Source organism: Microcoleus sp. Pol11C3 (assembly GCF_036701485.1).
GTDB lineage: Bacteria > Cyanobacteriota > Cyanobacteriia > Cyanobacteriales > Microcoleaceae > Microcoleus.
On the sequence record NZ_JAUBQW010000042.1, the window covers coordinates 19,620 to 45,955 of the forward strand.

The window sequence follows — 26,336 nt, forward strand, 5'->3', positions numbered from 1 at the left end:
GGTGTTCAATCAGATTGTCTTATTTAGTTGTTTTTCCATATACTGTCGGCTCCTATTTAAAGTTTGTTGCGAGCAGACAGGGGACGTTGGTGTCAATTTCAGACTAAAACCTTTTGTCTCTCTCGTTTATAGCCGAGTCTCGCTCCCCGTAAATCCCCCTTAAGAAGGGGGACTTTGACGCTCTTGTCCCTGGGGGGTTAGGGGGGATCAGGAAGACTATGAACTCAAACAGTAGATTGGTACAACATAAGACGTTAAGTGGACACCCATGCCCGCAGACAGCCCGCAAGCTAAGTAGTTTTTCGATCGACTATAGAGTAAATTCACTTAAAAAAAGTTTAACCTAATTATTGCAACACTTAGATACGCTCGATCGCCTTTTCCCTGCTTCACCTTTTTTTCAATCCCACAACCGCCTGCCTGCTTTGCCGCCCAGTCGCTGGTGAGTATCTTTGAGCAGAGTTGGGATGTCTAACTCTTCGGGACACCGGGGCAAACATTCGCCGCAATCGGTGCAGCGGTTGCCTTTGCTGCCGGGAAACCAGTGTCCGGCATTTTCAAACATGGCGTAGCGGTATTTGCCAAAGTCAGTCATGTCGCACCCGACGGCGAGATTGCGAAGTCGCAATACTTCGGGAATGTTGATGTTTTCCGGGCAAGGCAAACAGGCATAGCACTGGCTGCATTTGTCGGTTTTCAAACGCTCGGCAATAACTGATTCTAGCCGATCGAACGCAGCGATTTCGGCGTGCGTGAGGGGAAAGTCGCGATCGCAATATTGCAGGGGTTGCTCTAATTCTGTCGCATTTGCAGCCCCCACACTCAGAGTCCCAATCCTAGTATCGCTCAGTAAAAACCGATAGTTCAACTCCAAAGGCGAGAAAGGCGAGCACAATTGTGCGAGAGTTTCCGGGGGCGTGTAGAGTTGCCCTCCTTTGTCTGCGGGGGAAATGATGAAAACGCCCATATCTTTGTGCTTGGCGAGTTCAATTGCCGGGGCGTTGCGCTGAAAAAAATAGTAATAATGCAGATTGACAAATTCAAACAAATCTGTATTGATTGCAGCCAAAATCAGATCCAGAGGCCCGTGAGTCGAAAAGCCAACGTGCCGAATTCGGCCATCACCCAGGGCTTTACTTACAGCTTCCATGCAGCCTGTGGGCGATCGCACAATCGCCAAATGTTCCCAAGTATTCAAACCGTGAATTGCCAGACAGTCGATATAGTCTAAATTCAGGCGTTTGAGGGATGCGTCTATGCAGCGTTCCATTGCGGCAGCATCCTCGGTTAAGGAAATTTTCGTAGTGACATGAAAGCGCGATCGATGGACAGACAAACCAGCCGAGAGGGCTGCACCGAGATATTCCTCGCTGCAACCGTAACCCGCCGCGGTTTCCAGGTGATTGATTCCCAGAGACACCGCCTGCCGTACAGTCTGGCCGGCAATTTCCTCAGAAGCCAAATAGCGCATGGTTCCCAAGGAAAATACGGACAGGTGCAAGTTAGTTTTGCCAAACCTTCGATAGCGCATAACTGTTACGAGGAAGTTTCGCCTTGGCCCAAGCCGCTTCTCTTAATCAAATCCTCTGGACGGAGGTTTGAGATAAATTCCCGGAAGGCTCGGCGTTCGGCCTCATCAGCATCTCGATCGACCGGTATCGAAGCATCGGCGACCACTTCTTCCATCACCCAGATGGGGCAGTTCGTTCGCAGGGCTAGGGCTATCGCGTCGCTAGGTCGGGCATCGATCTCTTTTTTAACTTCTCCCTGACGGACGATCAGGACGGCATAGAACGTGTTATCTTGCAGCGAGTGAATAACTATGCGCTCCAAGGTAAGACTCCATGCCTCTAAAAAATTGACCATCAGATCGTGAGTTAAGGGCCGAGGAGGCTTGTGGCCTTCGATCGCGCTAATAATAGCCTTTGCTTGCTCCTGACCGATATAAATAGGCAAAGCCCGTCGCTCAGTAGAGTCTCTCAATAGGACAATAGGACTGCGCGTGGCTGCATCTAAGGCAATTCCAGCGACTTTCATTTCAATCATTCGATCGGCCTCATAGAATTAAGAAACTGTAAGGCAGTAGAGAACTTGGACATAAAGATCACCTAAATCCAGTATGACTTGATCTTCGCCTGAATCTGCAACTGATCTGGGACTGTCGATTTTAGATTTTAGATTTTAGATTGACTCCGGGGGACAGGGGGACGACAAAACCTCCTGTCTCTGGTTTGTCCCTATGGTTTGATGTAAATAAGCGATCGACTACGGAAAAATACTTATGTTTACAGGACTAATTCAATCTCTCGGAAAGCTGAAGTCGCTAGGCAACGATTATTTCCAAATTTCCTGCACATCAAACAACTCCTACCAGATTTTACAAGATTTAGCCATTGGGGACAGCGTAGCCGTAGATGGAGTCTGTTTAACGGTAGTGGAAGTTCTGCCGCAAGGTTTTGTCGCCGTCGCTTCCCCAGAAACTCTCCGCCGCACTACTCTGGGATCATTCCCCGATGCTTTGGTGAACCTAGAAACCTCCCTGCGCGCCGGTAGCAAATTGGGGGGACATTTCGTGACGGGGCACGTAGATGCGATCGGCACTTTAGCCACATCAACCCAAACCGCCAACGCTTGGGAGATGCGGTTTACTGCCCCACCGACAGCAAATTCGGGCTGGCAACGTCTAATCGCACCTTACATCGTTTCCAAGGGCAGTATCGCCGTCAACGGCATCAGCTTAACCGTGGCAGATTGCGATGCTGACGGCAATTGGTTTGAAGTTGCTGTCATTCCCCACAGTTTTGGTGAGACAAATCTCAGCTATTTGCAACCAGGAAGTTTAGTAAACTTAGAAGCAGATATTCTGGGCAAATATGTCGCCAAATTTCTCCGCAGCGGCCGGGAAGCCCATCTCGAACCCTGGGAAGACACCCCCGCCATCAACAGTTTGGGAGGCATTACCCCAGAATTTTTAGCCGAACACGGATTTATTTAATCTTCGGGTGTGCATCGCGCAGCTTCTGAGACAACAATATTTGTCGGGTGTGTCGCAATCAAAAATCATGCAGCATTCAATCGACTTTTCCAGTTGCGACGCACCTTACATGATAGTTGAAAAAACAAGTGCATCGCGCAGATTCATGAAACAACAATATTTGTCGGGTGTGTCGCAATCAAAAATCATGCAGCATTCAATCGACTTTTCCAGTGGCGACGCACCTTACACCATAGTTCGTACTTGTCTGGTGCGTCAGCCACGAATTATTTGATCAATAATTAACCGCTGAAAGCTGACGCAACTACTAACTCGGCTTTTATTGGCTCTCCTTGATTTAATCAATTGACATCTCTTGGCCTCAAATAATATGACTTTTAGTTTTAGTCTGTCACCATTTTCTTGATTCGCAAAAAAAATTTAGACGTGCTAGATACCATTGACTTTTCACTAAAAATGCGGTAAAAATATTTATTATTAGTGGCTCTTGGCTGTCTCCTCCACCAACTGTGTAAGTCCTAACTGTCAGGAGTGTAAGGTAGATCCGCCAATCTAGAAAGCAACAAAAATTTTGAAAAACCTTGTTAAAAGCCAATGCAGCCCAATTCTAAAAAATCCCCCTCTTTGCCTCTCGTCTCCGTCATTATCCCTGCATACAACGCTGAGCCATTTATTGAAGAAACTCTGAAATCAGTTCTGGCTCAAACTTATCCAGGAATTGAAGTTTTAGTAGTCGATGACGGTTCGCAGGATCAAACCCCTGAAATTGTCGAAAAAATTGCCAAAAAAGATTCTCGCGTCCAGCTTCTGAAACAGCCAAATGCTGGAGTCGCTGCTGCTCGAAACTTAGGAATTGAGAAGTCCAGAGGAGAATATATTGCCCCCATTGATGCCGATGATATTTGGTATCCTGAAAACATAGAAAAACAAGTTCAATGTATGTTGGAGGGAGGGGAAGAAGTAGGGGTGGTCTATTCGTGGACAGTGGACTTGGATGAAAAAGGATTACTAACAGGAGGATTCCGGTCTTTTAGAATTGAAGGTGACGTGTACGCGACCCTAATCTGCCACAACTTTATCGGAAATGCTAGTGCTTCTCTGATCCGTCGCAGTTGTTTGGAAAAGGCGGGGGTTTATGACAAAACATTGAAGGAAAGGAATGCTCAAGGCTGTGAAGACTGGGACTTGTACCTGCGGATAGCAGAGCTTTATCAATTTCGAGCCGTGCCGGAATTTTCAATTGGCTATCGGAGGATGTATAACACTATGTCTACCAACTATACGACAATGGCGAATTCTCAATCTTTGATGCTGCAAGCTGCCAAGCAACGGCATCCCGAAATTCCCGATTTCCTGCACCGATTATCTACCAGTAATTTTTTGCTGTATTTAGCGCACCAAAGCAGCCGCAACGGCCTCGATCGCACCGCGCTCTTTTGGTTATTCCAAGCTTTAAAAACTGAGTGTATCTCACCCTTATTCCGTTCTGGCTTTTACAGAGTATTGGGAAAGAGCCTTTTAAACCTATTATCCCAGCAGTTTTGGAAACATCAGGATGCTCTAGATGCACCTGTGAGAGTAGAAGATACGCCATCCTCTGGGAACCAACTGAGCTGTCGGGATGTGTTGATAGAGATGCGGCGCAAAAATATCGAATTAATGGTAACGATAGGGAACATTTTTCACCGCTCAATTTCCCTCCTTGTCAAGCGAAATCAAGTAAATATTGACACGATCCCTCAAGTGAAGCTTAGCGCCACGCCACCGACAAAGGCAGAGTTGTCTTAATGAAAAAAGAAATTAAGGCTATTAAAACGTAACTGCTCACTGCAACTGCGCTGCGAGGAGCATTTACTAATTTTTCAAGCGATACAAGACCGACTCAGTATTAATATCTTTTCCGAAAACGGGTTGCAGCGGACCCTCGGCACTTGTCAGCCAAGATAGAGCTTTCCTAGTAGCTGCGTTTGTCTCAGTCAGGGGACCGAATCCCACAGTCCTAATTTTATTTTGCCGCAGGTTCTCAATCCATGCCGAAAGTCGATCGGCTCTAAACGGCACGTATAAAACTTGTCTGTCCAAGTTTCTCCCGTAAAACAGGTAGCTGCGGGAACTCAAAAAGAAGCCTATTCTTTCATCTGGTACTGTATTTTTGTCAATATATTCGTAAATACCGCGATATAGTTCTGTACGTGCAACATCTCGCTTTTCCCTCCACTGACCAATTAATATCAATCCTATACAGACACCAACTATCACTATGTAAATCGATTTTTTTCGGGTGGGAAATAGATAATTCAGCCCTCCTAATCCAGGATTGATTTTCAACAATATCCAAGCCAGCGTCAGTGACAAAAGATAAAATATCGGATAGGGTAATATATATTGCCAACTCGGAGCTAAGATTTTTCCAATACTATTAATAGCTTCTCTTGGGTTAGACTTAAAATTGTCAATCAACAAACTCCCCCAAACAATACTATCTCCGGTGAAAGAAGCATTTTTAATATAATCAAAAATTGTGTTGCTAGTAATTCCGAAAAAACCACTAGCCAAAACCACTGCCAGAACAACTTGATTTTGAGTTTTCAAGAGAGTTGCTGTAGCTGCCGCTGCGATGGCCAGCAAGCTTAAAAAGGGAAATCCGTATCTGAGGTTAAAACCGAGTATAGGGCTGAGTTGACCGATCGAGTCTCCGACAGTACCGGACGTGTAAGGTGTAATTAAATACAAAATTCCGGTGCTGGCGAGAAGTACAATTAAAATGATAGTATTTTGATTGATTATTCTGGTTTTACCTTTGATCAAAGCCAGAGGTGCTGCCAATACCTGAAGTGCGATCGCCAGAAAGGGCAGTTGCAATCTAATGATAATTTGTAAGCCGACAGTTTGCCAGTGGGAAATATTGCTGGGATTAAATTGAGCTGCTAAAGTGCTTTGCCAAATCTTTAAAAGTGGTGAAGCGAGCGGCTGCTGTACCGGAAGTGCTTGCCCAGGTAAGGGAGACGGTAAAGCAAAAGGCTGTAAGGGAACTTTAATAGAGCCGACTTCGCCGACAGGATAATTGATTTGCAGCAAGTTTCTCGCATACCAAAAACATCCTAAAAGCAAGCAACAAGCTATGCCGCACAGTAACACTGGTTTGAGAGATTGGCGAATTCTCAAATTAGCTGGTGTGGAGTTTTTTTTAACCGCGATTTTTTTTATTTCTAATATTGCTAATCCTCCTAAAAGTGAGGCAGCATAGACTATTCCCGTGATTTTTATGCCTGCTAGCATTCCTGCGGCTGCCAAAAATAGGGATAGTTCGGATTGCGATCGGCTACTATGATAGGATAAACCTAGATACAAACCAACTGTAAATATTGCAGCTAGCGGTAAGTCGGGGTGAATTGTGTTAACTTGGTTGAGCATCATCGGTACTGTCAATACTAAAGATGCTGCTGCCATGCCGTGAATTCGGGTAGCTCCAAATTTTACGCTTAAGAGATAGACGGCAATTCCCTCAAGTCCCCACGCAATTAGCAGGGGAAAAGCTGCTAGAAAATCTTCTTTGAATGGGATTACACACAAAGCAGATAAAACGTGCCAATTGTACGGATATACTTTAGCTTGCTCTTGTTCAAAAATCCAATTTCCGGTGGCATCTAATAATGTAAATGAATGGGTTTGATACCATCGGGCGATCGCAGGCAGGTGAAACCACAATGAATCATAATTAGTTGTTGGTTTGCTTGCGAGAGTTTCTAACAGCACAAATCCTACAACAGCGGTGGCAACAATAATTAGGCGTTCGGATTTGCCCAGAGGTTGCTTGAGTTGGGGAATCTGCCACTGGGAGAAGGTAAAACTTTTGTGGTTTTTGGTATAAATCAGGATGAAGCCGATCGCACAAATCAGCATTTCTGCTACAATCACCGCAGCAATATTTAGGCGCTCGGCACTTCCTAAAATTAAGCCGATACAAACTTGTGCAATGCTCCATCCCGTCAGGAGTACGAGGATAAAATGGGGAAATGAATAGTTATTGTTTTCTTTTTGATTCTCAAAGGCAAGAGACAAGCTTAAGGGAATCGGGCCGACTAGAATAATCAAAAATAAAATTAATTCCCACAAATGCTGCGCTATTAGCATAAACTGCAAGTTACCATTTTTTATCAGTTTTTCCTCGTTACCCGAAACAGCCTGGTAACGAGGAAAAGCAACGAGTTGGCGTACTCGTTGCACAAAATATAAATTTTCTTGTGGGGTGGGCTTTTCGACCGTTCCACAAGAAAATTAATCTAGGCAATCCCCAATTTTTACCTGCTAGCTTGCTTCTGAGTTTTGGGTTTGACTGCTTCGGCATTTTTGGGCTTAGAAGTGTCCGCTTTTAAGAGTTCTGGGAATGGCGGCTGGAGGTTGTGAACTTCGATGTCCATTCCCAGCGGCAGAGGGGGAAGCTGGGGCAGATCGTTTTCCAAATCTTTGAGTCCGCTAGCGGTTTGTATTTCCACCATTTTCGGCATTTGCGGTACTTTGGCGGTTTCCAAAGTGCCGATCATTTTTGCCAGAGCGAATTCTAGCTGAGAACCCGGGTCGATCGCCACCCAACCCTGGTCAGTCATTTGCCGAACCTCGAAGTGGAGGTGAGGCCCTGTAGACATTCCCGTACTGCCGACGCGGCCGATCGTCTCTCCCTGTTTCACCCACTCTCCCGGTTTCACAAACAGTTCCGAAAGGTGGCCGTAGAGAGTTTCCTGAGACTTTTTGTTGTGGTTGAGAACCACCGTCAAACCGTAGCCGCCCAACCAATCTGCGATCGCCACTTGACCGGCATAGGCTGCCAGTACGGGCGTTCCCATCGGGGCCCCCAAGTCCGTTCCGGTGTGAAACCTACCGTAGCCCATAACCGGATGAGTCCGCCACCCAAACGGCGAAGTAATTTCCGCAGCAATAGATAGCGGAAACAGCAGGCTGCCGTTGCCATTTCCCGGCAGGCCGGCAGGACGCGGCGTGAGATTGTAGTAAGCAAAACCGCTATTGCTGCCGCTGCTGACACTAACCGCACCGACTTGAACCGGCCCGAGTCCCATGCTGGGCGCTGGAGGGCCGCCACCGTAAGATGCCGATCCGGCATAATACCCAGCGTCTGCGGAGTATCCGGGGTTAGCCGAGTAGCCGACGTTAGCCGAGTAGCCGGTGTCTGCGGAGTATCCAGCGTTAGCCGAGTAGCGCGGGGGTGCGTAAGCAGATTCAGGGGGGTTGGAACTCCCCCACACCTGGCTGCCTATTTGTTGAACGGCTTGACCGATTTTACTGACAGGATTTCCGCTACTATTTCCTGCCGCCACAGTTTCCCGAACATCGCCCGGAATGCTTTCTGGCAGATTTCGGGGAGGAGGGGCTGCAATATAGCGGTCGTCTGCGATCGGAGTTTCCTGTCTGTAGTTGGGTTCTCCTGCATCTGCCGTCCTTGGCTCGGAAACAGGAGGAGGCGCGCACAAACCGCCAACTCCTTGGCAGCCGGTCGATCGTTCTGCAAACTCTATTCTGGTTGGCGCTTCGTAGTCGTTGGTAGCGCCAACGCTGTAGTCTGTTTTGTCGATTTCAGCATGGGCTGGGTTAACTGGCGCTTCAAAAGGCGGCTCCTGGGCCGTCGCTTCTGGCAGGGGAATCAGCGCGGGTTCCGGCAGATAATATTGGGTGGGAGGTTGTTCGCGGGCGTACTCTGGCTCTGACGGCGGTTTGGCATCGAAAGGCTCCGACGGCGGAACTTCTGCCTGCGGTTCAGGGTATGGTTCTGGCGACCCTTGGCTAAATTCGGGTTCCGGGGGCGGGAGAGGAGCTTCAAATAATGGCTGGAGCTCTGCTGCGCCGGGGGCGGCTTGTTCTGCTGGCGGAGTTTCGGCTTGAGCCCAAACTAGGCCTTTGCTGAGCAGTCCCAGACTGGCAAGGCAACCCAGTCCCACCAGCAGTGAGCGATCGGACAAAAGGCGCGATCGAGTCCGGGCGCCTGTAGGGTTCTTTTTTTGCTGTTTGGTGTTCAAATGGGCTGTTATTTGCTTGTCTGGAACTGGTTTCACGATTTTTTTTCCCAACTCAACAGGGGGCACAAGGATCTCGAAGTCAGGATCGAATGTATGGCAATCCTTGTCTTTATATACAGGCCTAACTGATTTTACCGGGCTTGAGGCAATTTTTTTTGCACATAGAACAAGATCAAATGCCTTACGCATTCACTCGCGATCGATATCCGGTTTTTTTGCTCCCGATGGCACTTGCCTAGAAGTCTGTGACGGCCACAATGATGATAGCGCTTTGGCGTTCCTCTATGCTAATTAGTTGCCTATATTTATCGGGTTATGCAAAATTTCGGCGCTGTCGGTCGTCCTGAGATATTGCACCATTCTCAATAATCTTTTCAGGGCGGGCTCTGGTGCCCAACCCCTACTCCCCACAAGAAAATCTACTCTTCGCTTAACAGGCCCCAAAGCCTGTTAAGCGAGAATGGTGCTCTGGGCGTGAGTTGTCCTAAAACCGCCGACTGAGCGTGATTTTTTCCTGAAAGCTAGCCCTGCCTTTAAACTTCGCGGACAAAATTGTTGATTGTTTAGAATACAAGCTAAATGATGCGCTTGGGTAAGGATAGGTTTCATGACTGTAGCTGGCGATCGCTTGACAAATTTTCCTGACTCTGAGTGCGTCCAAGGGTCTGACGGTATCAGTTGGGACTGGCAGAGTTCTGAAGGCTTGCCCTATCTGACTTGCAGCTTGCTTTCTCGCTGGTCTCACGGCTTTTTTACTCGCGATTTCTCGCCCCGGGGGCCGATCGATCTGACGGAAGTTCTCGAACCGGGAGCTAAGGTTTACCGACTCCAACAGGTACACGGCAATGCGGTACTCAAAACGAGTGAGTTGTCCCCGGTTGTGGCTCTGGGCCCGGAAACCGCTGCCCCAAGCTATGCTGAGGCTGATGGCTTGGTGGCGGAGCGAGAATTGGAGGCGCTGTGGGTTTGCTCGGCTGACTGTGTGCCGGTGCTGATTGCTGACGATCGCACGGGACTGGTTGCGGCAGTTCACGCGGGTTGGCGCGGGACTGCTGCTAAGATATTACCAGAGGCGATCGCTCAACTTGTGGCACAAGGCAGTCTACTAGAAAATCTGAAGATTGCTATGGGGCCGGCGATCGCTGGAGAGGTTTACCAGGTATCTGTGGAAGTAGCAGCGGAACTGGGAGCCACTATTGCTCCTAAGAGTGGCGTTAGTGCGACAGCCGACGGCATTCTAGAGTTTTTGCACCAACTGCCGGAAACCCCTGTCTTGGCCGATCCAGAACTGGGAAAGGTACGCTTGGATGTTCGCCTCTGCAATGCTTTGCAATTGCAGCAGTTGGGGATCGATCTTTCTCAAGTGGCGATCGCTCCTTTCTGTACTTATTCTGACTCGGCTCGCTTTTTTTCCTACCGCCGCGATCGACTTAAAAAAGTCCAGTGGTCGGGAATTGTGAGTGCGTGCGGGACAAGTTCCTTCTGAGGGCATTTGGCAGAAGGTAAAATTTTACAAGGCCAAGATAAAAATAAAAATCTTTGGATTCATTATTTTTTATTTACGAATGCCAAATGCCTTCTAGTTTCTATTTTCGTAAGGTTTGCTGGTTCCTGTTTTAAAGCACCAAAAACTAGCAGCAAAACTTTTGGGAAAGCGGCAGAGCTCCCGCCCCGCTTTCCTCTCTTGTTAAGATTGCTCTATAACGAGAGTCTTCAGCGGGTTATTACAATGAGTGAGCCAACTCCCTATCAACTTCTTGAAGTCGATGAAGATGCTTCCTTTGATGAAGTGCAAGAGGCCCGCACGCGCCTAGCTGAGCAGTACAGCGGTGACAAGAAACGTTTGGAATTGATCGAAGCAGCTTACGACGCGATCCTCATGGATCGCCTGCGGCAGCGACAGGAAGGTAAAATTAAAGTACCCGAACGCATCCGCTTTCCCGAACGGCTGACTCCCCCGCCCGCAAGCTTTACTCCGTCTCCTCCTAGTGGCAGCCCTGCTTGGTTGCAGCGGCTAATCGATACTCCTAGTCGATCGGACATTTTGTGGCCGGCTGGAGTGTATGTGGGGTTAGGCGGACTGACTATTTATCCGGCGGCTAATGATGGTTTACTACAGTTGACTCTGGCTCTTGGGGTCGGCTCTTGTCTTTATTTTGTTAATCGCAAGGAACAAAAATTTGGTCGGGCTGTGCTGCTGACTGTGGCTGGCTTGGTTATAGGCTTGTTGCTGGGAGGCCTTGTGGGATCTTTTGTCAGTCCGGCATTGATAACAACAGAGAAATTTATCGCTTTGTTTACGTTTTTAATTCTGTGGCTGGTCAGCGGTTTTCTGCGATAGTCAGTTGTCATTAGTCAGCAGTTATTAGTCAGCATTTATTAATCAGCATTTATTAGTCAGCAGCCAACTACTAATAACTGTGAAATCAAGACCTCCGACAAATAACATCAGCTAACAATTAATAATTAATGACTAATGACTAATGACAACTGACTAATTTTTGTGACCTAAAATAATCTCAACTGCTTCGCTCAAATTGTTGGCAATTAAATCCGGTTGGTGCTGTTCTAGTTGGGTGCGATCGCGAATTCCGCACAAAACACCAATTACCTTGACACCGTGCGTTTTTGCTGCTATTATATCTGCCTCCGTATCACCAACCATCCAAAGGTCAGAAGCCGGCGGCAGTTCGGCGAGAGCTCTTGCCATTAGCAGGGGCTTATCTTTGACATCCCCGGTTTTGACGTAATCGTTGGGGAGGCAATAGCGGCGGTTTTCAGGGAAAAATTGCCCTAAATTGCAACGGTTGAAGGCTTCATCTAGTTCCCTAACGCGGCGCATGGTCATCACCGCTAAGTCTACTCCAGCGCGCTGCACCTTTTCGAGAGTTTCCAGAGCGGTGGGAACTGGTTGATCGTAAATCATGTAGGGTAGGGTGTGGACGGTTTGACGGCGTTTCTGGGCAAAATCGCGGGCTTGGGCTGCGTCTAATCCTGAGAGGATGGCGATTTCGGTTTCGGGAACCCGCGCGCGCTTCATGTCCCAAAACTCGGCTTTCGGTAGTTCGCGCACTGGTTGGCCCGAACGCTTAGTCTCGGCGAGACAATACTGGTAAACTCGGTAGTAGCGATCGGACACGTCCATGATCGGGCCGTCAAAGTCGGTAATAAGTCTCAGCATTTAGCAGAGTATTTTTAAGCTTTTATACAAATCCTTCGATACTATATCACTTAAAAGTAACACTTTGTTTACAAAAATTGACACAAATACCCAGGGGAGGTAAGGTCTAGAGGAATGGTGCTAATTAAAGCAAACATTTGAATTAAACTGTGCTGTTCCTCAACTTTAGCGGTTGTAAGCCATATCGGGGAATTTAAAATTAAAATGTGCCGCACAAATAGTGTAAACCGCTACATATTCTTCATAAATCTCAACCTGGATCGAGGATAATTTTGACTGCGCTTTCTCACAAAAAGTGGGTCAAATTAATATTTGGCTCCATTTTTAAAATAAGCAAACAACTGCTTGGAGAATTTAAAGTGTACTGTTTGCATAAATTTGCCACCGGTAACAGGTGATGACCTCTGCCAGTATAAAAATTTCCATGATAAATCGCAGCCAAACAACAACTAACTTTACCGGCTAACCTTTGAGAGAGATGCTCTACAATAACGAGATGCTTCCAACATTAACTGTAGAGAGCAGCCCCAGAAGTATTAATATTCTTCTTTATAAGCTGTTATCCTTACGCAGGATTGAATACCTCACAGTCGATCGGGAACTTAAGATTAAAGAAATATCTTTGAAAGTGCAAGATTTTGCCTACATTCAGGAGGAAGTAGGCGAAGGAAAAGACGTGCGCGATAGTTTTCCCGAACTGATCGGAATGGAAGGACTCCTTGAAGATATTATTGAAGAAAGACAGCAAGATTGTCAGTTAAAATCAATTAGCCGAGTTCTCAAAGACGGCTCTTATTTGTATCTAAACTTGTATATTTTTGGTTATAAGGGGCAAGCTAATGCTGACAGATTGATTATTTTATGTGAAGATGTGACAGATAGCATTGGATCTCAGCCAACCATCGTTCAGTCTGCCAACAAAACAAGTATTAAAGGCGAGAACTTAGCTGCGGCTGGCGATTATATTGACAAAATTATTAATTCCCTAGGGGATGTTTTGTTCGTAACAGGAACATCTGGTCAAATCAAAAAAGTGAATCAAGCTGCACAGAAATTATTTGGATATACCGAATCGGAATTAATCGGCCAATCCATATCCATGATTACGGCTGAGGAGGAATTGTTACGCAAAGTCAGCCAGCTACCTCCTGCACTTAAAAGCGAATATTGGCCTCAAGTAAAAGTAGCTTGCCAAACGAAAATAGGTTTAAAGCTGATTGTTGCGTTTTCATGCTCTACTTTCGAGACAAGTACAGGAAGCCCGGATGGAGATAGGGAGGTTATACAAGATTTTGTTTATATAGGCAAAGACATTACCAAGCAACAACGCATAAAAAAGTGTCAAGAAGCACAGTATGCTGTTACTCATATCCTGTCAGAATCAAGTTCTCTAGATAGCGCAACTCCGAAAATTTTGCAAGCTATTTGCCAAAGTTTTGGGTGGGATTTTGGGGAACTTTGGACGCCTGCCGAGGTGGAGAAAGAAACTAGATGGGGTGAGGAAATAAAATCTGAAAAAGATCCGCTTTGGTGCCTGCCACTTTGCTGTCCGATCGAGGAAACTCCTGGTTGGCGGCGGGTGGCAGTTTGGCAGGCAGCGGAGGAAGTTAGGGAGTTTGCCGAAAACGATCAGCAGATTACTTTGGCTGCGGGTGAGGGTTTGCCGGGAGCAGTTTCCAGAAGCGGTTCTACGCAGTGGATTACTGATATTGTGGGCGATCGCAATTTCGTGCGATCGCGCTTGGCCGAGGAAGCGGGACTGCGATCGGGATTCGGTTTTCCCATTCACGCTAGGAGCCAAGTTGTAGGAGTAATGACTTTTTTTTGCCGGGAAGAACTGCCACCGGATAAAGATTTACTTCAGATCATAGCTGTGGTAAGTTCTCAATTAGGGGAATTTGTCAAGCGCAAATATGCAGAGAAAGAATTGCAAGAAGCTGAAGCTTCAATCCGATTTTTGTACGAACAAGAAAAACGCCAAAGTGAAGAACTAGCTCGGCAAAATTTAGCTTTAGAACAAGCCAAATTAGAATTACAAGCAGCTAACATGGAATTGCAGCGCCTCGCTTCGGTGGACGGATTGACTCAAATTCCCAACCGCCGCTGTTTTGACAAAAAATTGGAGTTAGAATGGCAGTTGATGGAGCGAGAAAAAGAGTCGCTGTCTTTAATTTTGTGCGATATCGATTTTTTCAAACTTTACAACGATCATTACGGGCATCAAGGAGGCGACGAATGTTTAAAACAAGTAGCCGAGATTTTAGCTAGCAAGGCTCAGCGGGCAGGAGATTTAGCCGCCCGCTACGGTGGCGAAGAATTTGCGGTAATTTTGTCGCGAACTGATGTGCAAGGAGCAAAGCAGGTAGCTGAAGCAATTCGCAGCGATTTGAAAGCAGCGGCAATTTTTCATGCTGCTTCCAAAGTTAGTAAGTTTATAACTCTCAGTATGGGGATCGCTACTACTGTGCCTGCTGCTGGTTTATCGATTGAGGAGTTAATTGGACAGGCTGATCGAGCGCTGTATCGAGCTAAACTAGAAGGGCGCGATCGTATAGTTTGCCTAGACTTGAAAAGAGAATTTCAGGGCCCGAAAGGAGTATTTTCTGATGATTGTGAGAGAAGCTAAAATCGCTGACGCACCTGCGATCGCACGGGTTAATGTAGATACTTGGCGGACCGCTTACCGAAAAATTGTACCAGCAGATTACCTCGCACAGTTATCGTATGAAAAGCGAGAAAGCACTTGGCAAGAAATCCTCGTAAACGCAGAAAAAAGTAAAAATTTTGTGTGCGTTGCTGAGAATGACTCGGGAGAAATTGTGGGTTTTGCTGCGGGTGGTTGCGAGCGAACTGGCAAATATGTTTATCAAGGAGAATTATTTGCCATCTATATTTTGGAGGAATATCAGCGTCAAGGAATCGGACGGCAACTCGTGAAAACAGTTGCAACAAAATTGGCAGAATTAAGTTTGAACTCGATGCTAGTTTGGGTACTAGGAGACAATTCAGCCTATAGGTTTTATGAATTATTAGGAGGTGAAAAAGTAGACGAACAGCAGACAAGTAGAGCAGGAGTTGCACTCAAAGAAATTGCCTACGGGTGGCAAGATATCGCAGTGCTGATTAACACGGCTGTATGACCTAAAAAGTGGAAGTTTTGTCAATCCTCTATCAAACTTCCCCTCTTCATTTGTTCGCGTTCAATTGCCTCAAACAAAGCTCGAAAATTCCCCGCGCCAAAACCTCCAGCTTGCACCTGTTTGCCGTTAACTAAACTAACTCGGCGCTCAATAATCTCGAAAAAGAAAGTCGGTTCTGCAAAAATTGGCTGGGTAAATATTTGCAGCAGCATCGCTGCGGGAGTATCTTCTTGCCAATCTGCCAAAACTTGACAAGCTGCAATTGCTTGCCAATCTGCGGGCAAATAGTTTTGTCGCTGCTGCAATTCCGAGTAGTATGTTGGAGGAACCGGCAGAAAAGGCAAACCGCACGATCGCAAATCGCCAACAACACCAACAATATTATTAGTTTGCAAAGCCATGTGCTGAATTCCCGGCCCCCGATTTGCGCTCAAAAACTCTTGAATTTGAGAATTAGCTGATGCCGGTTCATTAATCGGGAATTGCACCCCACCTTCAGCGTGCACCATAACTTGGCTCCGCAAAGCCGAATTCTCAGTCTGAATGTCAAAATTTTGCTGCGGTTGAAAACCTAATATTTTTTGATACCAACTAACAGCACTTGACAAATCGCCAGATTCAACATTTAACACTACGTGGTCAATTCGGGTAAACAACGGCAGCTTATCCGAAGCCGATAGCAGTGAATGGCTGCCAATTCGCTCCACGAGCGTATGGCTTAAATCTCCCCAGCCCGAAATTTGTGCCCGCTTAAAATAGCCTCCTGCGTTTAGGTCTTCTTGAATCGGTTCCAGGATTTTAGCGCCTTCAGCAGCCGCTCTAGCTACCGCTAATTCAATATTTTTTACCCGAAAACCCACATCTGCAATCCCTGGAGGATGAAACTTCAACCAACTAGCAGCGGGACTAGCGGGTGTCAGGGGCGAAGATAAAACAAAACATACATGGCCACTGCTGACAACTTCAGTGTGAGTGTGGCTGTTGGCATAACCTGCTATTGATTGAAAGCCTAACTGGCTGACAAACCAGTCGCGGGATACTTTAGCGTTTTCAACGTAAAATTGAATGCGATCGAACTCCATAATCAATAATTGAAAATGGAAACTGAACCATGGAAAATCGGCTGACTTTCAAGGCGAAATTGCAAGGGAGGAATTGAGTAATGGAGATTTTTCATACTTTTTATTGTGCGCCCAGTTAATAGTAACCTAAAGATTGAATATCCTAGCTCCCTCTGAAGGCAGAAATAAGTCGGCACTTTAAAAAAACCCGGTTCTGCGATAACTTAGGTTTGACCGCTAGGGCTTCGCCAATAGGACTAAGGCAAAAAAATGGTTTGAGGCGCTACTTATAGGGGTAAGGTGCACCAGCCCATGCACCTACATAATTAAGTGCTGTACAAGTTCTCAAACCTAAAAATATCATAATTTTTATTGCCCTCAGCTTCCGCTGCGTTCTGCCTTCAAATCACTCCTCAATAGCTAAAAGAACAAATGACTTTCCGGCTGAATATTAATCTCCATCGGCACAGCTTGCGGGTCAGCCGAAAGAGCAAACATAATCGCATTTGCAGCAGTTTCGGTACTCAGCATTTTTGACCTGTCTACCTTCAAACTCACATTATCCCAAAACGGAGAATCCACCCCGCCAAAATAGAATAGCGTAAACTTAATGCCGTAGCGTCGCAGTTCATCGGCCATGCACTTGCTGAAACCAACTACCCCAAACTTTGAAGCGCAATAAGCCGTTCCCATCGCCATCGAATGCTTGCCCAAAATCCCGATGACATTGCAAATGTGGCCGGATTTGCGCTCTTTCATCACATTCGCCGCTGCTTGAGACGTGTAAAAACTGCCTTTCAAGTTCAAGTCAAGCATTGCATCTAAATCAGCGGGTTCTAGCTTGTTCCACTGCTTGAGAATTCCGGCACCGGCAGCGTTTATAAGGGCATCAATTTGTCCGAAATGTTCCACAGCTTTGTGCATCAGCGTCTCGACTTGGGGCAAATCGGTGATATTTGTGGGCACGCACAGTACCTCTATTGCCGAAAGTTCGCTAGCTAAAGCGTCTAATTTACTGCTGTCTCTGGCGGCGAGCACTAGCCTCGCACCCGCATCAGCAAGTTTGCGGGCCACTGCTGAACCGATGCCGCCAGTCGCACCCACCACAACCACAACTTTGTCCTGCATATCCCTTTACATTTCTTTACGTCCCGATTGTATGATAACTCAAGTTGCTAGTAATGGGGAGGTTGAGATATTTTAATTTTTAATTAATTGAGGGAAACTTGCCAGCCTTTTTCGGCTTTTTTTAGCTGGAGAGAAGCGCAGGATTGCAAAAATTTAGTAAATTTCCTACCGAGATTGAAATCTTTAATTATTTGGGTAATTTGTTTGCCGTATTGTCGGTGAAATTCGCTGCCTACATTGGAGAGAAACACAGAATTTTCAGGAGAGTTGCCGGTTAAGTCGCCAACGATTTTGACAAGAGCTCTTTCCAAGTCTTCCAGAGAATTAATATCTGTCAAAGTTGCAGGTGCTGTCTGGTGGTTATTCAGAACTTCTTGGCTAAGTATTGGCGGTGGGGGCGATAATCTTACTTCAAAAAGAGTGACATAAGTTTGAGAAACTTCTGAGGGTTTGTGGAGGACAAAATCGGTGGGATATTTAAGAAAGATATCCCGGGTTTTAGTACCGAGCAAATGATGGGCAACAACTTGATTGAGAACTAAGCCGTAATTTTCCCTAAATAAAGCTGAAACAGTAGAAACTTTTATCCACTGAGTTGAGGTGCGTTTTTGCTCTTTTTTGATTAATTCTTTTAGCTGAATAACTAATTGTTCTAGGGGTGTAATTTCCGGTATAGTTACGAGGGAATGGGTTTCTATTTGTCCGGTTTTGCTGTTTAAAACTATGATTTTATCTATTTGTTTGCGGACTTGAAATACGGTTAGTCCGTGGGCTTGCAGTGTGTTGCTGAGGTGAGTGAGGGCGCGATCGGACGAACAGACAAAAATCTCTTTGGCTGTGGGATAATGTACGAAAATCGAGGCGCCGACTGTAGCCATTTTTAAGTCGGCGCTGTCTTTGCCGGGGGGGACGTGAATTAGTTGATAGCCGCGCTGGTGAAATTCGGCATCTTTCTTGCCCATGCTGCGCCAGTTGGCAAAGGCAACTTTGATTTGGATGGGATAGTGGCAAATTCCCTCTAGGAATTTTTCGGTTTCGATGTTGAGTTGCAAGTTTTCGACATCTAGCAGCAAGATAGCAATACCGAGAGGAAGCGGGGCTGGTTGATTGGCTGTTGGAGTTGGAGGTTCTGAGGAAACTGAGTTTTGTGATTTAGCTGGTGCTGTTTGAGAGTGGGCTAGCTGCTGAATTTTGGCAGATAATTTGCTGAATTGAGGTGAATTAACGAATTCTGGAATCAGCAGAATTTGTAAGTATTTTTTCGCAGTCAGCAGCAGGGAATCTGTATCGCTGGCTACTGTGAAACTTTTTGTTAATTTTCCAATCAAAACTGACTGAAAATCAGGTTGGGCCCAGGGGGTTTTCCTGTATTTTTCAGCTATCCATTCGGGATGCTGTTCCTGAATGGTAATTAGGGTTTGAGCTATATAGCGACTGATGGCGCTGAATGCGACAGATTCTTGAGTCGCCAGCAAGGGAGTTCGATCGGGCATGGCCCTCTACAATGCGGAATGCTGTTTCAATTTATCACAATTCTAGTTTTTCGCCGGGAGTCGGACGATCGCCCGCCAAATTAAACCGACGGCAATTAATGCCAATCCTGTCAGCCAAATTTCCCTCTCCATCCAGAAAGCCAGAAACAGACAATTCCCCAAACCCAACCAAGCCAACCACTGCGGATAAAGCCTTTCGGCGGCGGAAAGTTGCAGCGCGGCGAGGTTGGTGATAGCGTAGTATATCAAAACACTAAAAGCGCTAAATGACCAAGTGGTTTTGACATCGCCGACGAGAATTAAAAGTGCGATCGTAACTTCGACAACCACCACCGCCACGTAGGGAGTTGTCCCCGAAGGATTCAGCCGCGCCAAGACTCTCGGCATATCCAAGCGCCGCCCCATCGCCAGCCAGATGCGCGAGAGGCCGAGAATTAAGTTCAGCAAGACTCCCAACATAACGGTAATTGCGCCGACGGCTAGCAGTTGAGAAACTCCTCGAATTCGGAAACTGCGGGCGATGACTTCCAAAGGTGCGGCCGTACCGCCTATTTGTAAAGACAATTTATCGGCTCCCCCCGCACCCGCGACAACTACTGCTACCCCAACGTAAAGCAGCATTTTCAGCACCAAAGTGAAAATTATGGCTTTGGGAATGCTTTCCCTCGGTTCCCGCACTTCCTCGCTCATTGTGGTGATGCGGGCGTAACCGCTATAAGCGACAAACATCAGGGCCGTGGCCTAGAAGATGGAGCCGATCGAGCTATGATTCTGTAGCGCGGCCATTTCCCACCTTACCTCTGGCAAACCGACAGCAACAAACACCGCTAAGGATAGGAGTGTAACTGAGACTATGGCAGTATTTGCAATATTCGATCGCCTAATTCCCGTCAATACAATTAAAGTGAGGGTGGCGAGGGCGACTAAAGCTGTTAGGATCAGGTAAGTGCGATCGGCTACACCAACTGCATTTAAAAAATACCCCGCAAAACCCAAAGCAGCAGTAGCTGCCGAAGCCGTTTTAGCTAACAGAAACATCCACCCAGCCGTAAAACCCAGCCAAGGATTGAGATATTTGTAACCGTATTCATAAGTACCACCGCTAACAGGATGATTTGCCGCTAATTGAGCGCTGTTAAGGCCATTGCAGACAGCAACTAAAGCAGCTATACCCACAGCCAAGATCGCTCCAGTCCCCGCAATTTCCGCAGCTATTCCGAGACTCACAAATACTCCAGTACCGACGATTGAGCCCAGGCCCATGAGAGTTGCGCCGAAAACACCTAACTCTCGCTTAAGAAGTGGTGAAGACATATAGTCGCAAATCGATATCGATGTGAAGAAAGAAATTCCCCCCAATGGTTTCAGCAATGAATAACGTCCGCTGGAACCTTTAGAACCTTGGCGGTTGCCCTAACTATAGCAGGCAAGATGCCAGCTCCACAAAAATATTTATCTGTTGTGGAACAGGCATCTTGCCTGTTCTGAAAGAGGTTCAAGATGTAAGTATTAACCGAAACGGCCTTGAATGTAATCTCTCGTACTGGAATTGCCCGCAGAAGTAAAAATTTTACTTGTCGGTCCAAATTCCACCATGCGGCCGATGCGACTTTCATCAGTATTAAAAAATGCCGTGTAATCAGAAACACGAGCCGCCTGCTGCATATTATGAGTCACAATTACCACTGTTAATTGCTGTCGCAGAGTCTGAAACAACTCCTCAATCTTCATCGTAGAAATCGGATCTAGAGCAGAACAAGGTTCATCCATCAGCAAAATTTTCGGCTTCACCGCCAAAGCGCGAGCAATACAAAGTCGCTGCTGCTGTCCGCCCGAAATCCCCTGAGCCGATTTATTCAAATCGTCTTTGACTTCATTCCAAAGCGCCGCACTTTTAAGTGCAGATTCCACAATTTCATCTAATTCAGCTTTGCTTTTGCGACCAAAAATCCTCACCCCGTAAGCAATATTATCGTAGATGCTCAGTGGAAAAGGATTCGGTCTTTGAAACACCATCCCAATTTGCCTACGCAAACTATTAATGTTTACTTTCGGGCTGTAAATATCCTGTCCAAAAAACTCAACTCTTCCTTTAATTTTAACTTTTCCCTCCAATTCACCAATCCGGTTGAGAGCTTTGAGAAACGTAGATTTGCCGCAACCTGAAGGGCCAATAATAGCCGTAATTTGCGGGTGAGGGATATTCATTGATAAATTTTCTAATACTTTGTGAGTTCCGTAATAAAAACTCAAGTCCTGAACCCGCAGTGCTGGCATTGCATTGGGGTCTATTTCCGGGGTGGCATCTTCTAGGAATTTATCTGTATAGTTTTCGGAGTTTAAGCTAGCTTTAGGTTTCATTATTTTCCTCGTTATATTGTTAATATTTGACTGAGAGATGCACTTTAGTTATTGATTTATCGGTTTTGCAAGCGTTTCCGAGTTACTGTACGGGATGCGACGCTAGCAATCACAACCATGCCCAAAAGGACAGAGGCAGCAGTCCACGCCAATTCGTTCTGCTCCTTGTAAGGAGAGCTGGCGTAGCTATATATTAATACCGACATAGAAGGAGTTGGAGTCAGCAGTGTTTCGGGAATTTCTTTTAGTTTTGAAATGGTTTCTGCACCTATAGGGGACTGCATTATCTCACCCAATTTATCAACTAAAGGAGGCCAAAATTGACTTGACAAGGCAGTTACAATCAGCGGGGCGGTTTCGCCGGCTGCCCGGGAAGCAGCGAGTAAAATACCTGTGGTAATAGTTGGAAGTGCTGAGGGAATAATAATCCGAAAAATAGTTTGAAAACGTCCGCCTCCCAAACCAGCCGAAGCGAGACGGTAAGAAGTCGGCACTAATTTTAATGCTTGTTCTGTTGTCAGAGCAACAACTGGAAGCATGATGATGGCGAGGGCGAAACCGCCTGCTAATGATGAAAATGCTTTGGTGGTAACGACAATTAGGGCGTAGGAAAAGACGCCAACTACGATCGAGGGAACGCTGCTGAGAATGACGGTGATAAAGCGAATACTATTGGTCATCGCTTTGTTTTCTATACCAAACTCAGACAAAAATATTCCCGTCATTACGCCGATAGGCACGCTGATTAATGTCGCAACTCCCACCATTAAAGCAGTGCCGAGAATCGCATTAGCAAAGCCGTTGGGCTGGTCTTCAACTCCGACGGGTGCGGGCAAAGATACTAGCACTTCCCAGCTCAAATGTGTAAGTCCTTCCCCCAAGATTTTGTACAAAATAGCGAACAAAGGTAGCACGGCAAGAGCTGTGAGAAGGAAGGCAATAAGTGTCATTCCCCGACTAAACAAAGTTCTGCTCAGTGACAGGGGATTGTAAATTTCTGCATCCAGAATACTGTTTGATTTTTGTGCTTGAGTCATGCGATTTTAGATTTTAGATTGATTCTACGGATTTATCCGCAAGCTTGTTCTCAGGATGTTACACTTTTCTATTTCTCCGTCCTGAGCCTGGGAAAGAATACATAAAAGGGCTTGTTACCCAATTACTTTAGAGCGTGTTAATTCTTAGATACCTTCACGCTCATTAGCTTAACCAGCAATACTGCCACTGCATTTACCAACAGAGTGATGACAAATAGAATCAAGGCTAAATACATCAAAGCGCCGATGTGCAGCGGTTCGAGAGCTTCCCGAAATTGACTTGCCAAAACAGCAGGAATTGAGTAGCTGGGAGCTAGCACGGATTGATTGATTTGAATCGAGTTGCCAATTACCATTGTGACGGCCATTGTTTCGCCTAAAGCCCGTCCCAATGCCAAGATAGTAGCCCCGATAATTCCTGAACTAGCGGCTGGTAATAACAGCTTAAATATTGTTTCCCAGCGGGTGGCACCGAGGGACATCGAAGCACTTCGCAAATCGACTGGAACTGACAGCAAGACATCGCGGCTGATGGCGGCTACTGTGGGCAGAATCATAATCGATAAAAGTATTCCAGCGGGCAGCATTCCTGGGCCTAAAGGTTCGCTGCTGAACAGGGGAAACCAACTGAAATTATCAAACAATGACTGCTGTAAGGGCAACAAAAAGGGAATCAAAACAAAGATTCCCCACAGGCCAACTATCACGCTGGGAATAGCCGAGATTAATTCAACCATGAATCCCAAGGGCGATCGCACCCAAAGGGGTAAGAAGTTCTCGCTAGTCACTATAGCTACTGACAGCCCTAAAGGAAGTGCGATGATTATGCCGATCGCAGAACTAATTACAGTACCGTAAATAAATGGCAAAGCCCCAAACTGCAACTCGCTGATATCCCACTTGGGATTCCACAAGAAGGAGAGTCCAAAATGGCTAATAGCTGGCCAAGCATCTTTAAAAATTACCGCACTCATCCAAAACAGCGTACCCGCTGTCGCTAGGGCAAAACCCCATACAAATAGTGTAAATCCTGACTCCATCCACAGACCTTCACCAGCAGTATCTGTCAAATCTACTTCTGTGTTTATTCCTACAGATTTCCGAGTCAATTTTTTCGGTTTTTTTGAAATATTTGTCATGCCCGACTTATTGCCTAAAGAGTGAAATATTTGCTTAAAAGACGAGTAATTCTAATGCGCTGGCTGCGCGCTACGCACCTGGTTGGTAAGGTACGCAATGCGTACCTTACGCAGTAAAATTAGCGCAGATTAACCTGATAATTTATGAATTTTGAGTCATCGATTCAACTCGTCAACTCATAACCCCGTGCGATCGCCCCAATTAACCTTTGGCAACCACAGTCTGATTAACTGTTTGAACCACCTTTTGAGCGGTAGCTGAAGGAATTTGAGTAAACTCTAGCTGTTTGTTGATACCTTGACCGGTAGTCATCACCCAATTAACCATCTTTTTAATACCATCTGCTTTCGCTGCAGGATACTCTTTGTAGATTAACAGCCAAGTCAAACCAACAATCGGATAACCGTCGTTAGGATTGCCTTCTACTAAGCGGAAATCTGCTGGGAATGTTTCCCCTGCTAAAGCTTTCTCTGCTTCAGCCAAACTAGGATCTACAAACCGACCTGCTTTATTTTGAATAAACGCTGTTTGGAGATTATTTTGCCGAGCATAAGTATCTTGAACGTAGCCGATCGCACCCGCTGTATTCTTCACCAAAGCAGCTACGCCGGGGTTTCCTTGACCGCTGACAGGGCTTCCTGGCCAACTCGGCTGAGCGGCAGCTTTGATGCTGCTACCGGTCGCCTGCAAGTGGTTAGCAAAAATAAAAGTTGTACCGCTGCTATCTGCGCGTACAGCTACTCGAATGGGAGTATTTGGCAAGTTTTTAGCTTGTCCAGAAATTCCGGCTATTTTCGCATCATTCCAGCGAGTAATTTTCCCTTCAAAGATGCCTTTCATAGCATCGTTATTAAGCCTCAGATTAGTCACTCCGGGCAAGTTGTAGACAACTGCAACAGCGCCGCCAGCAGTGGGAACTGCCATGACGCCGCGCTTTACTTCGGCTATTTGCGCCGCAGTCATCAGCGCGTCGCTGCCTGCGAAATCAACATTCCCTCCAATGAATGCTTTGATACCAGCACCGCTGCCGGTTCCTTCGTAGTTTACAGTAATTTGATTTGCACTTCTCATCTGAGAGAAGTAGCGATCGTAAAGAGGTTTAGGGAAAGTTGCTCCCGTACCGTTTAGTGTTACCGCAGCTACAGCAGAAGTAATCAACGAGAGCGAAAATGCTGCTACCGCTAACGTAAGTATAAAGGCACGTCGCCAACGTGCTGTGAAAAAAATCATATTCCTCCTCTCCCTTAATAGCCGACTTTGCCAATCTCCTCCATAGGATAGACTGAAATCCCAAAGGAAAGGGATATAAAAGAATAAGCTTGTTTTAAATTTTGGTTAATAATAGATTAAATAATAAAAGAATAAGCTTGTTTTAAATTTTGGTTAATAATAGATTAAATTTTCATACCGCAGACTCGGAGACGTGATTTCTTAAATACATCAGGGAGCTGACTGTGCGATCGCCTATTGATAATTCTTATTCTTCTTCTGAACTTTCAATCTTTGGCATGATTGCCACTTGATGTTCGCTACCGATTAATTTTATTTTAAAATCCGCCGATTCTGACTGGAATAATTTGATTAGACTGGAATTATTCCCCAACAATTCTTTGACAATTAAATCAGCATGAAACTGATATTTGGCAAAAAACTTTTTTTTAATTATTGGCACAGGAATAGAATCCTCTTTTAACTCAAATTTGGCAGTTTCAATTATTTGCACAAGTATATATTTTAAAACATCCAACGACTCAATAGGATTTGAATTGAGTTCTGGAATTATTTCTGGCAAATTTTGATTGACAGCAACAGAAGCCAAAGATTCTTCAGACACCGGCCTAACTTCGTTTTGTACTGACTCCGACAGTGCTGCTGGGGAAGTTGTAGAATTGAAAGCAACAGTCCGGCGCTCTTGAAAAAGCTCAGCAACACTAGAAAAACGAGCGATTCGCTCCTCAATAGATTTGTGTTCAGCCTTCAACAACTCTGCAACTTGATTAGCCAATTCTTCAAAACTAGGGATTTCCACTTCCCTCTCACAAGAATAGTGAAGAGTATCACCAGTCAGAGGATTTTCAACAGACAAAACCGAATTTTGCCGACGCACCCGAAACACAGTCAATCCCTGATTTTGCAACTGATTGCAAAGATGATTTAACAAACCATCCGAAGAACAGACAAAAACTTGTCTGACATCCCGATATCGATATAAAATAGCAGCGCCAAAAGCAATCATCTTACCATCAGCACTATTAGCACCGCCCGGAACGTGAATCAGTTCGTAACCGCGATCATAAAGTTCAGCATCCAACTTGCCGATACTCGGGTTTTTCCAGTTAGCAAAAGCAATTTTAACTTGCAGGGGATAGCCACACAAACCGGCTAAGAATAGTTCTGTATTAACCTTAAGTTTCAGATTTTCGGCATCCAACAGCAAAATCGCAATCCCGCCGGACTCTGTGGTGGTTGCAGGGGCGATTTCCTTCGGGATAGCTTCGCTTAACCGTGTTTCGGTGCATTTGCGATTTAAAGAGTGCGGGCCGGCGGCCTCAAAAAATTGTTTGCGGCAAGCTTTGCAAAGATACCGCTGGCGACCGTTGGGACGGCCGTTTTTACGAACTTGGTCAGATTCGCATCGAGGACATTTCATTAACCCATTATGCAGCCTACTCCCGAACCGAACAAGCCATTATCTATAGTCATTTCAAATAAATGTGAGACAGAGGCAAGATCATGATAAAATCGATAAAAATAGTTAATTAGAAAAAAAT

Annotated in this window: 19 protein-coding genes and 2 pseudogenes; 7 read left to right on the forward strand and 14 right to left on the reverse strand. The window is 45.9% G+C overall.

Features of this window, described 5'->3' with window-relative positions; translation table 11 throughout:
- Window positions 1-400: 400 nt before the first annotated feature.
- Both QUA40_RS12225 and QUA40_RS12230 read right to left on the reverse strand, forming a co-directional pair.
- Window positions 401-1,531, reverse strand: coding sequence for an aldo/keto reductase (locus QUA40_RS12225; protein ID WP_333125763.1), 1,131 nt, complete (start codon window positions 1,529-1,531; stop codon window positions 401-403).
- 5 nt (window positions 1,532-1,536) lie between these two features.
- On the reverse strand, window positions 1,537-2,046 hold the full coding sequence (locus tag QUA40_RS12230) for a bifunctional nuclease family protein (protein ID WP_333125765.1): 510 nt from the start codon (window positions 2,044-2,046) through the stop codon (window positions 1,537-1,539).
- Between the two features lie 235 nt (window positions 2,047-2,281).
- On the opposite strand from QUA40_RS12230, the gene ribE reads away from it, so the two are divergent.
- From ribE to QUA40_RS12245, 3 genes are all read left to right on the forward strand, one after another.
- The gene (ribE, locus tag QUA40_RS12235) at window positions 2,282-2,995 is read left to right on the forward strand and encodes a riboflavin synthase (protein WP_333125768.1); all 714 of its coding nucleotides are present in this window, start codon (window positions 2,282-2,284) and stop codon (window positions 2,993-2,995) included.
- Window positions 2,996-3,062: 67 nt separating this feature from the next.
- Complete coding sequence (locus QUA40_RS12240) at window positions 3,063-3,269, forward strand: hypothetical protein (RefSeq protein ID WP_333125770.1); 207 nt, start codon at window positions 3,063-3,065, stop codon at window positions 3,267-3,269.
- Window positions 3,270-3,589: 320 nt separating this feature from the next.
- Window positions 3,590-4,783: a glycosyltransferase family 2 protein gene (locus QUA40_RS12245; RefSeq protein ID WP_333125772.1), complete on the forward strand. Its 1,194-nt coding sequence runs from the start codon at window positions 3,590-3,592 to the stop codon at window positions 4,781-4,783.
- Window positions 4,784-4,849: 66 nt separating this feature from the next.
- On the opposite strand, the gene QUA40_RS12250 is transcribed toward QUA40_RS12245, so the two are convergent.
- Window positions 4,850-7,222, reverse strand: coding sequence for a hypothetical protein (locus tag QUA40_RS12250; protein WP_333125775.1), 2,373 nt, complete (start codon window positions 7,220-7,222; stop codon window positions 4,850-4,852).
- 74 nt (window positions 7,223-7,296) lie between these two features.
- Window positions 7,297-9,060, reverse strand: coding sequence for a peptidoglycan DD-metalloendopeptidase family protein (locus QUA40_RS12255; protein ID WP_333125778.1), 1,764 nt, complete (start codon window positions 9,058-9,060; stop codon window positions 7,297-7,299).
- Between the two features lie 571 nt (window positions 9,061-9,631).
- Between QUA40_RS12255 and pgeF the strand changes: the two genes are divergently transcribed.
- Both pgeF and QUA40_RS12265 read left to right on the forward strand, forming a co-directional pair.
- A complete protein-coding gene (gene pgeF / locus QUA40_RS12260) occupies window positions 9,632-10,510 on the forward strand; it encodes a peptidoglycan editing factor PgeF (protein ID WP_333125780.1) in 879 nt (292 codons plus the stop codon).
- Between the two features lie 243 nt (window positions 10,511-10,753).
- Window positions 10,754-11,365 (forward strand): CPP1-like family protein, encoded by a 612-nt coding sequence (locus QUA40_RS12265; RefSeq protein ID WP_333125783.1) that lies wholly within the window; start codon window positions 10,754-10,756, stop codon window positions 11,363-11,365.
- A 153-nt stretch (window positions 11,366-11,518) separates the two neighbouring features.
- Here the strand turns inward: QUA40_RS12265 and QUA40_RS12270 are convergent, their stop codons facing one another.
- Window positions 11,519-12,205 carry an HAD family hydrolase gene (locus tag QUA40_RS12270; protein ID WP_333125785.1) on the reverse strand — a complete coding sequence of 229 codons (687 nt, stop codon included), beginning with the start codon at window positions 12,203-12,205 and terminating at the stop codon, window positions 11,519-11,521.
- A 496-nt stretch (window positions 12,206-12,701) separates the two neighbouring features.
- On the opposite strand from QUA40_RS12270, the gene QUA40_RS12275 reads away from it, so the two are divergent.
- Together QUA40_RS12275 and QUA40_RS12280 are read left to right on the forward strand one after the other, a co-directional pair.
- The gene (locus tag QUA40_RS12275; RefSeq protein ID WP_333125787.1) at window positions 12,702-14,831 is read left to right on the forward strand and encodes a diguanylate cyclase domain-containing protein; all 2,130 of its coding nucleotides are present in this window, start codon (window positions 12,702-12,704) and stop codon (window positions 14,829-14,831) included.
- Window positions 14,812-15,345, forward strand: coding sequence for a GNAT family N-acetyltransferase (locus tag QUA40_RS12280; protein ID WP_333125789.1), 534 nt, complete (start codon window positions 14,812-14,814; stop codon window positions 15,343-15,345). The genes QUA40_RS12275 and QUA40_RS12280 overlap by 20 nt, the downstream gene beginning before the upstream one ends.
- Before the next feature lie 20 nt (window positions 15,346-15,365).
- Here the strand turns inward: QUA40_RS12280 and hppD are convergent, their stop codons facing one another.
- The 9 genes and pseudogenes from hppD to QUA40_RS29005 form a co-directional block, all read right to left on the reverse strand.
- Window positions 15,366-16,427 carry a 4-hydroxyphenylpyruvate dioxygenase gene (hppD, locus tag QUA40_RS12285; protein WP_333125791.1) on the reverse strand — a complete coding sequence of 354 codons (1,062 nt, stop codon included), beginning with the start codon at window positions 16,425-16,427 and terminating at the stop codon, window positions 15,366-15,368.
- 399 nt (window positions 16,428-16,826) lie between these two features.
- Window positions 16,827-17,534, reverse strand: coding sequence for an SDR family oxidoreductase (locus QUA40_RS12290; RefSeq protein ID WP_333125793.1), 708 nt, complete (start codon window positions 17,532-17,534; stop codon window positions 16,827-16,829).
- Window positions 17,535-17,617: 83 nt separating this feature from the next.
- Window positions 17,618-19,027, reverse strand: coding sequence for an NYN domain-containing protein (locus QUA40_RS12295; protein ID WP_333125795.1), 1,410 nt, complete (start codon window positions 19,025-19,027; stop codon window positions 17,618-17,620).
- Between the two features lie 42 nt (window positions 19,028-19,069).
- A pseudogene (locus QUA40_RS12300) lies at window positions 19,070-20,341 on the reverse strand (APC family permease).
- Between the two features lie 195 nt (window positions 20,342-20,536).
- Window positions 20,537-21,388 (reverse strand): phosphate ABC transporter ATP-binding protein PstB, encoded by an 852-nt coding sequence (pstB, locus tag QUA40_RS12305; RefSeq protein ID WP_333125797.1) that lies wholly within the window; start codon window positions 21,386-21,388, stop codon window positions 20,537-20,539.
- Window positions 21,389-21,444: 56 nt separating this feature from the next.
- Window positions 21,445-22,425 carry a phosphate ABC transporter permease PstA gene (gene pstA, locus QUA40_RS12310; RefSeq protein WP_333125800.1) on the reverse strand — a complete coding sequence of 327 codons (981 nt, stop codon included), beginning with the start codon at window positions 22,423-22,425 and terminating at the stop codon, window positions 21,445-21,447.
- Window positions 22,426-22,562: 137 nt separating this feature from the next.
- Complete coding sequence (gene pstC / locus QUA40_RS12315) at window positions 22,563-23,564, reverse strand: phosphate ABC transporter permease subunit PstC (RefSeq protein ID WP_333125803.1); 1,002 nt, start codon at window positions 23,562-23,564, stop codon at window positions 22,563-22,565.
- A 202-nt stretch (window positions 23,565-23,766) separates the two neighbouring features.
- The gene (gene pstS / locus QUA40_RS12320) at window positions 23,767-24,795 is read right to left on the reverse strand and encodes a phosphate ABC transporter substrate-binding protein PstS (protein WP_333125806.1); all 1,029 of its coding nucleotides are present in this window, start codon (window positions 24,793-24,795) and stop codon (window positions 23,767-23,769) included.
- An 886-nt stretch (window positions 24,796-25,681) separates the two neighbouring features.
- Window positions 25,682-26,209: pseudogene (locus tag QUA40_RS29005) on the reverse strand (IS1/IS1595 family N-terminal zinc-binding domain-containing protein); the annotation flags it as partial.
- Window positions 26,210-26,336: the final 127 nt, after the last annotated feature.

Bases quoted from the DNA above. Each gene is read 5' to 3' on its own strand.
- QUA40_RS12275 (WP_333125787.1), top strand. From the start codon at position 12,702: ATGCTTCCAACATTAACTGTAGAGAGCAGCCCCAGAAGTATTAATATT.
- pstA (WP_333125800.1), bottom strand. From the start codon at position 22,425: ATGACTCAAGCACAAAAATCAAACAGTATTCTGGATGCAGAAATTTAC.
- QUA40_RS12290 (WP_333125793.1), bottom strand. From the start codon at position 17,534: ATGCAGGACAAAGTTGTGGTTGTGGTGGGTGCGACTGGCGGCATCGGT.
- pgeF (WP_333125780.1), top strand. From the start codon at position 9,632: ATGACTGTAGCTGGCGATCGCTTGACAAATTTTCCTGACTCTGAGTGC.
- QUA40_RS12270 (WP_333125785.1), bottom strand. From the start codon at position 12,205: ATGCTGAGACTTATTACCGACTTTGACGGCCCGATCATGGACGTGTCC.
- ribE (WP_333125768.1), top strand. From the start codon at position 2,282: ATGTTTACAGGACTAATTCAATCTCTCGGAAAGCTGAAGTCGCTAGGC.
- pstC (WP_333125803.1), bottom strand. From the start codon at position 23,564: ATGACAAATATTTCAAAAAAACCGAAAAAATTGACTCGGAAATCTGTA.
- QUA40_RS12280 (WP_333125789.1), top strand. From the start codon at position 14,812: ATGATTGTGAGAGAAGCTAAAATCGCTGACGCACCTGCGATCGCACGG.
- QUA40_RS12230 (WP_333125765.1), bottom strand. From the start codon at position 2,046: ATGATTGAAATGAAAGTCGCTGGAATTGCCTTAGATGCAGCCACGCGC.
- QUA40_RS12265 (WP_333125783.1), top strand. From the start codon at position 10,754: ATGAGTGAGCCAACTCCCTATCAACTTCTTGAAGTCGATGAAGATGCT.
- QUA40_RS12225 (WP_333125763.1), bottom strand. From the start codon at position 1,531: ATGCGCTATCGAAGGTTTGGCAAAACTAACTTGCACCTGTCCGTATTT.
- pstS (WP_333125806.1), bottom strand. From the start codon at position 24,795: ATGATTTTTTTCACAGCACGTTGGCGACGTGCCTTTATACTTACGTTA.
- pstB (WP_333125797.1), bottom strand. From the start codon at position 21,388: ATGAAACCTAAAGCTAGCTTAAACTCCGAAAACTATACAGATAAATTC.
- QUA40_RS12295 (WP_333125795.1), bottom strand. From the start codon at position 19,027: ATGCCCGATCGAACTCCCTTGCTGGCGACTCAAGAATCTGTCGCATTC.
- hppD (WP_333125791.1), bottom strand. From the start codon at position 16,427: ATGGAGTTCGATCGCATTCAATTTTACGTTGAAAACGCTAAAGTATCC.
- QUA40_RS12245 (WP_333125772.1), top strand. From the start codon at position 3,590: ATGCAGCCCAATTCTAAAAAATCCCCCTCTTTGCCTCTCGTCTCCGTC.
- QUA40_RS12240 (WP_333125770.1), top strand. From the start codon at position 3,063: ATGCAGCATTCAATCGACTTTTCCAGTTGCGACGCACCTTACATGATA.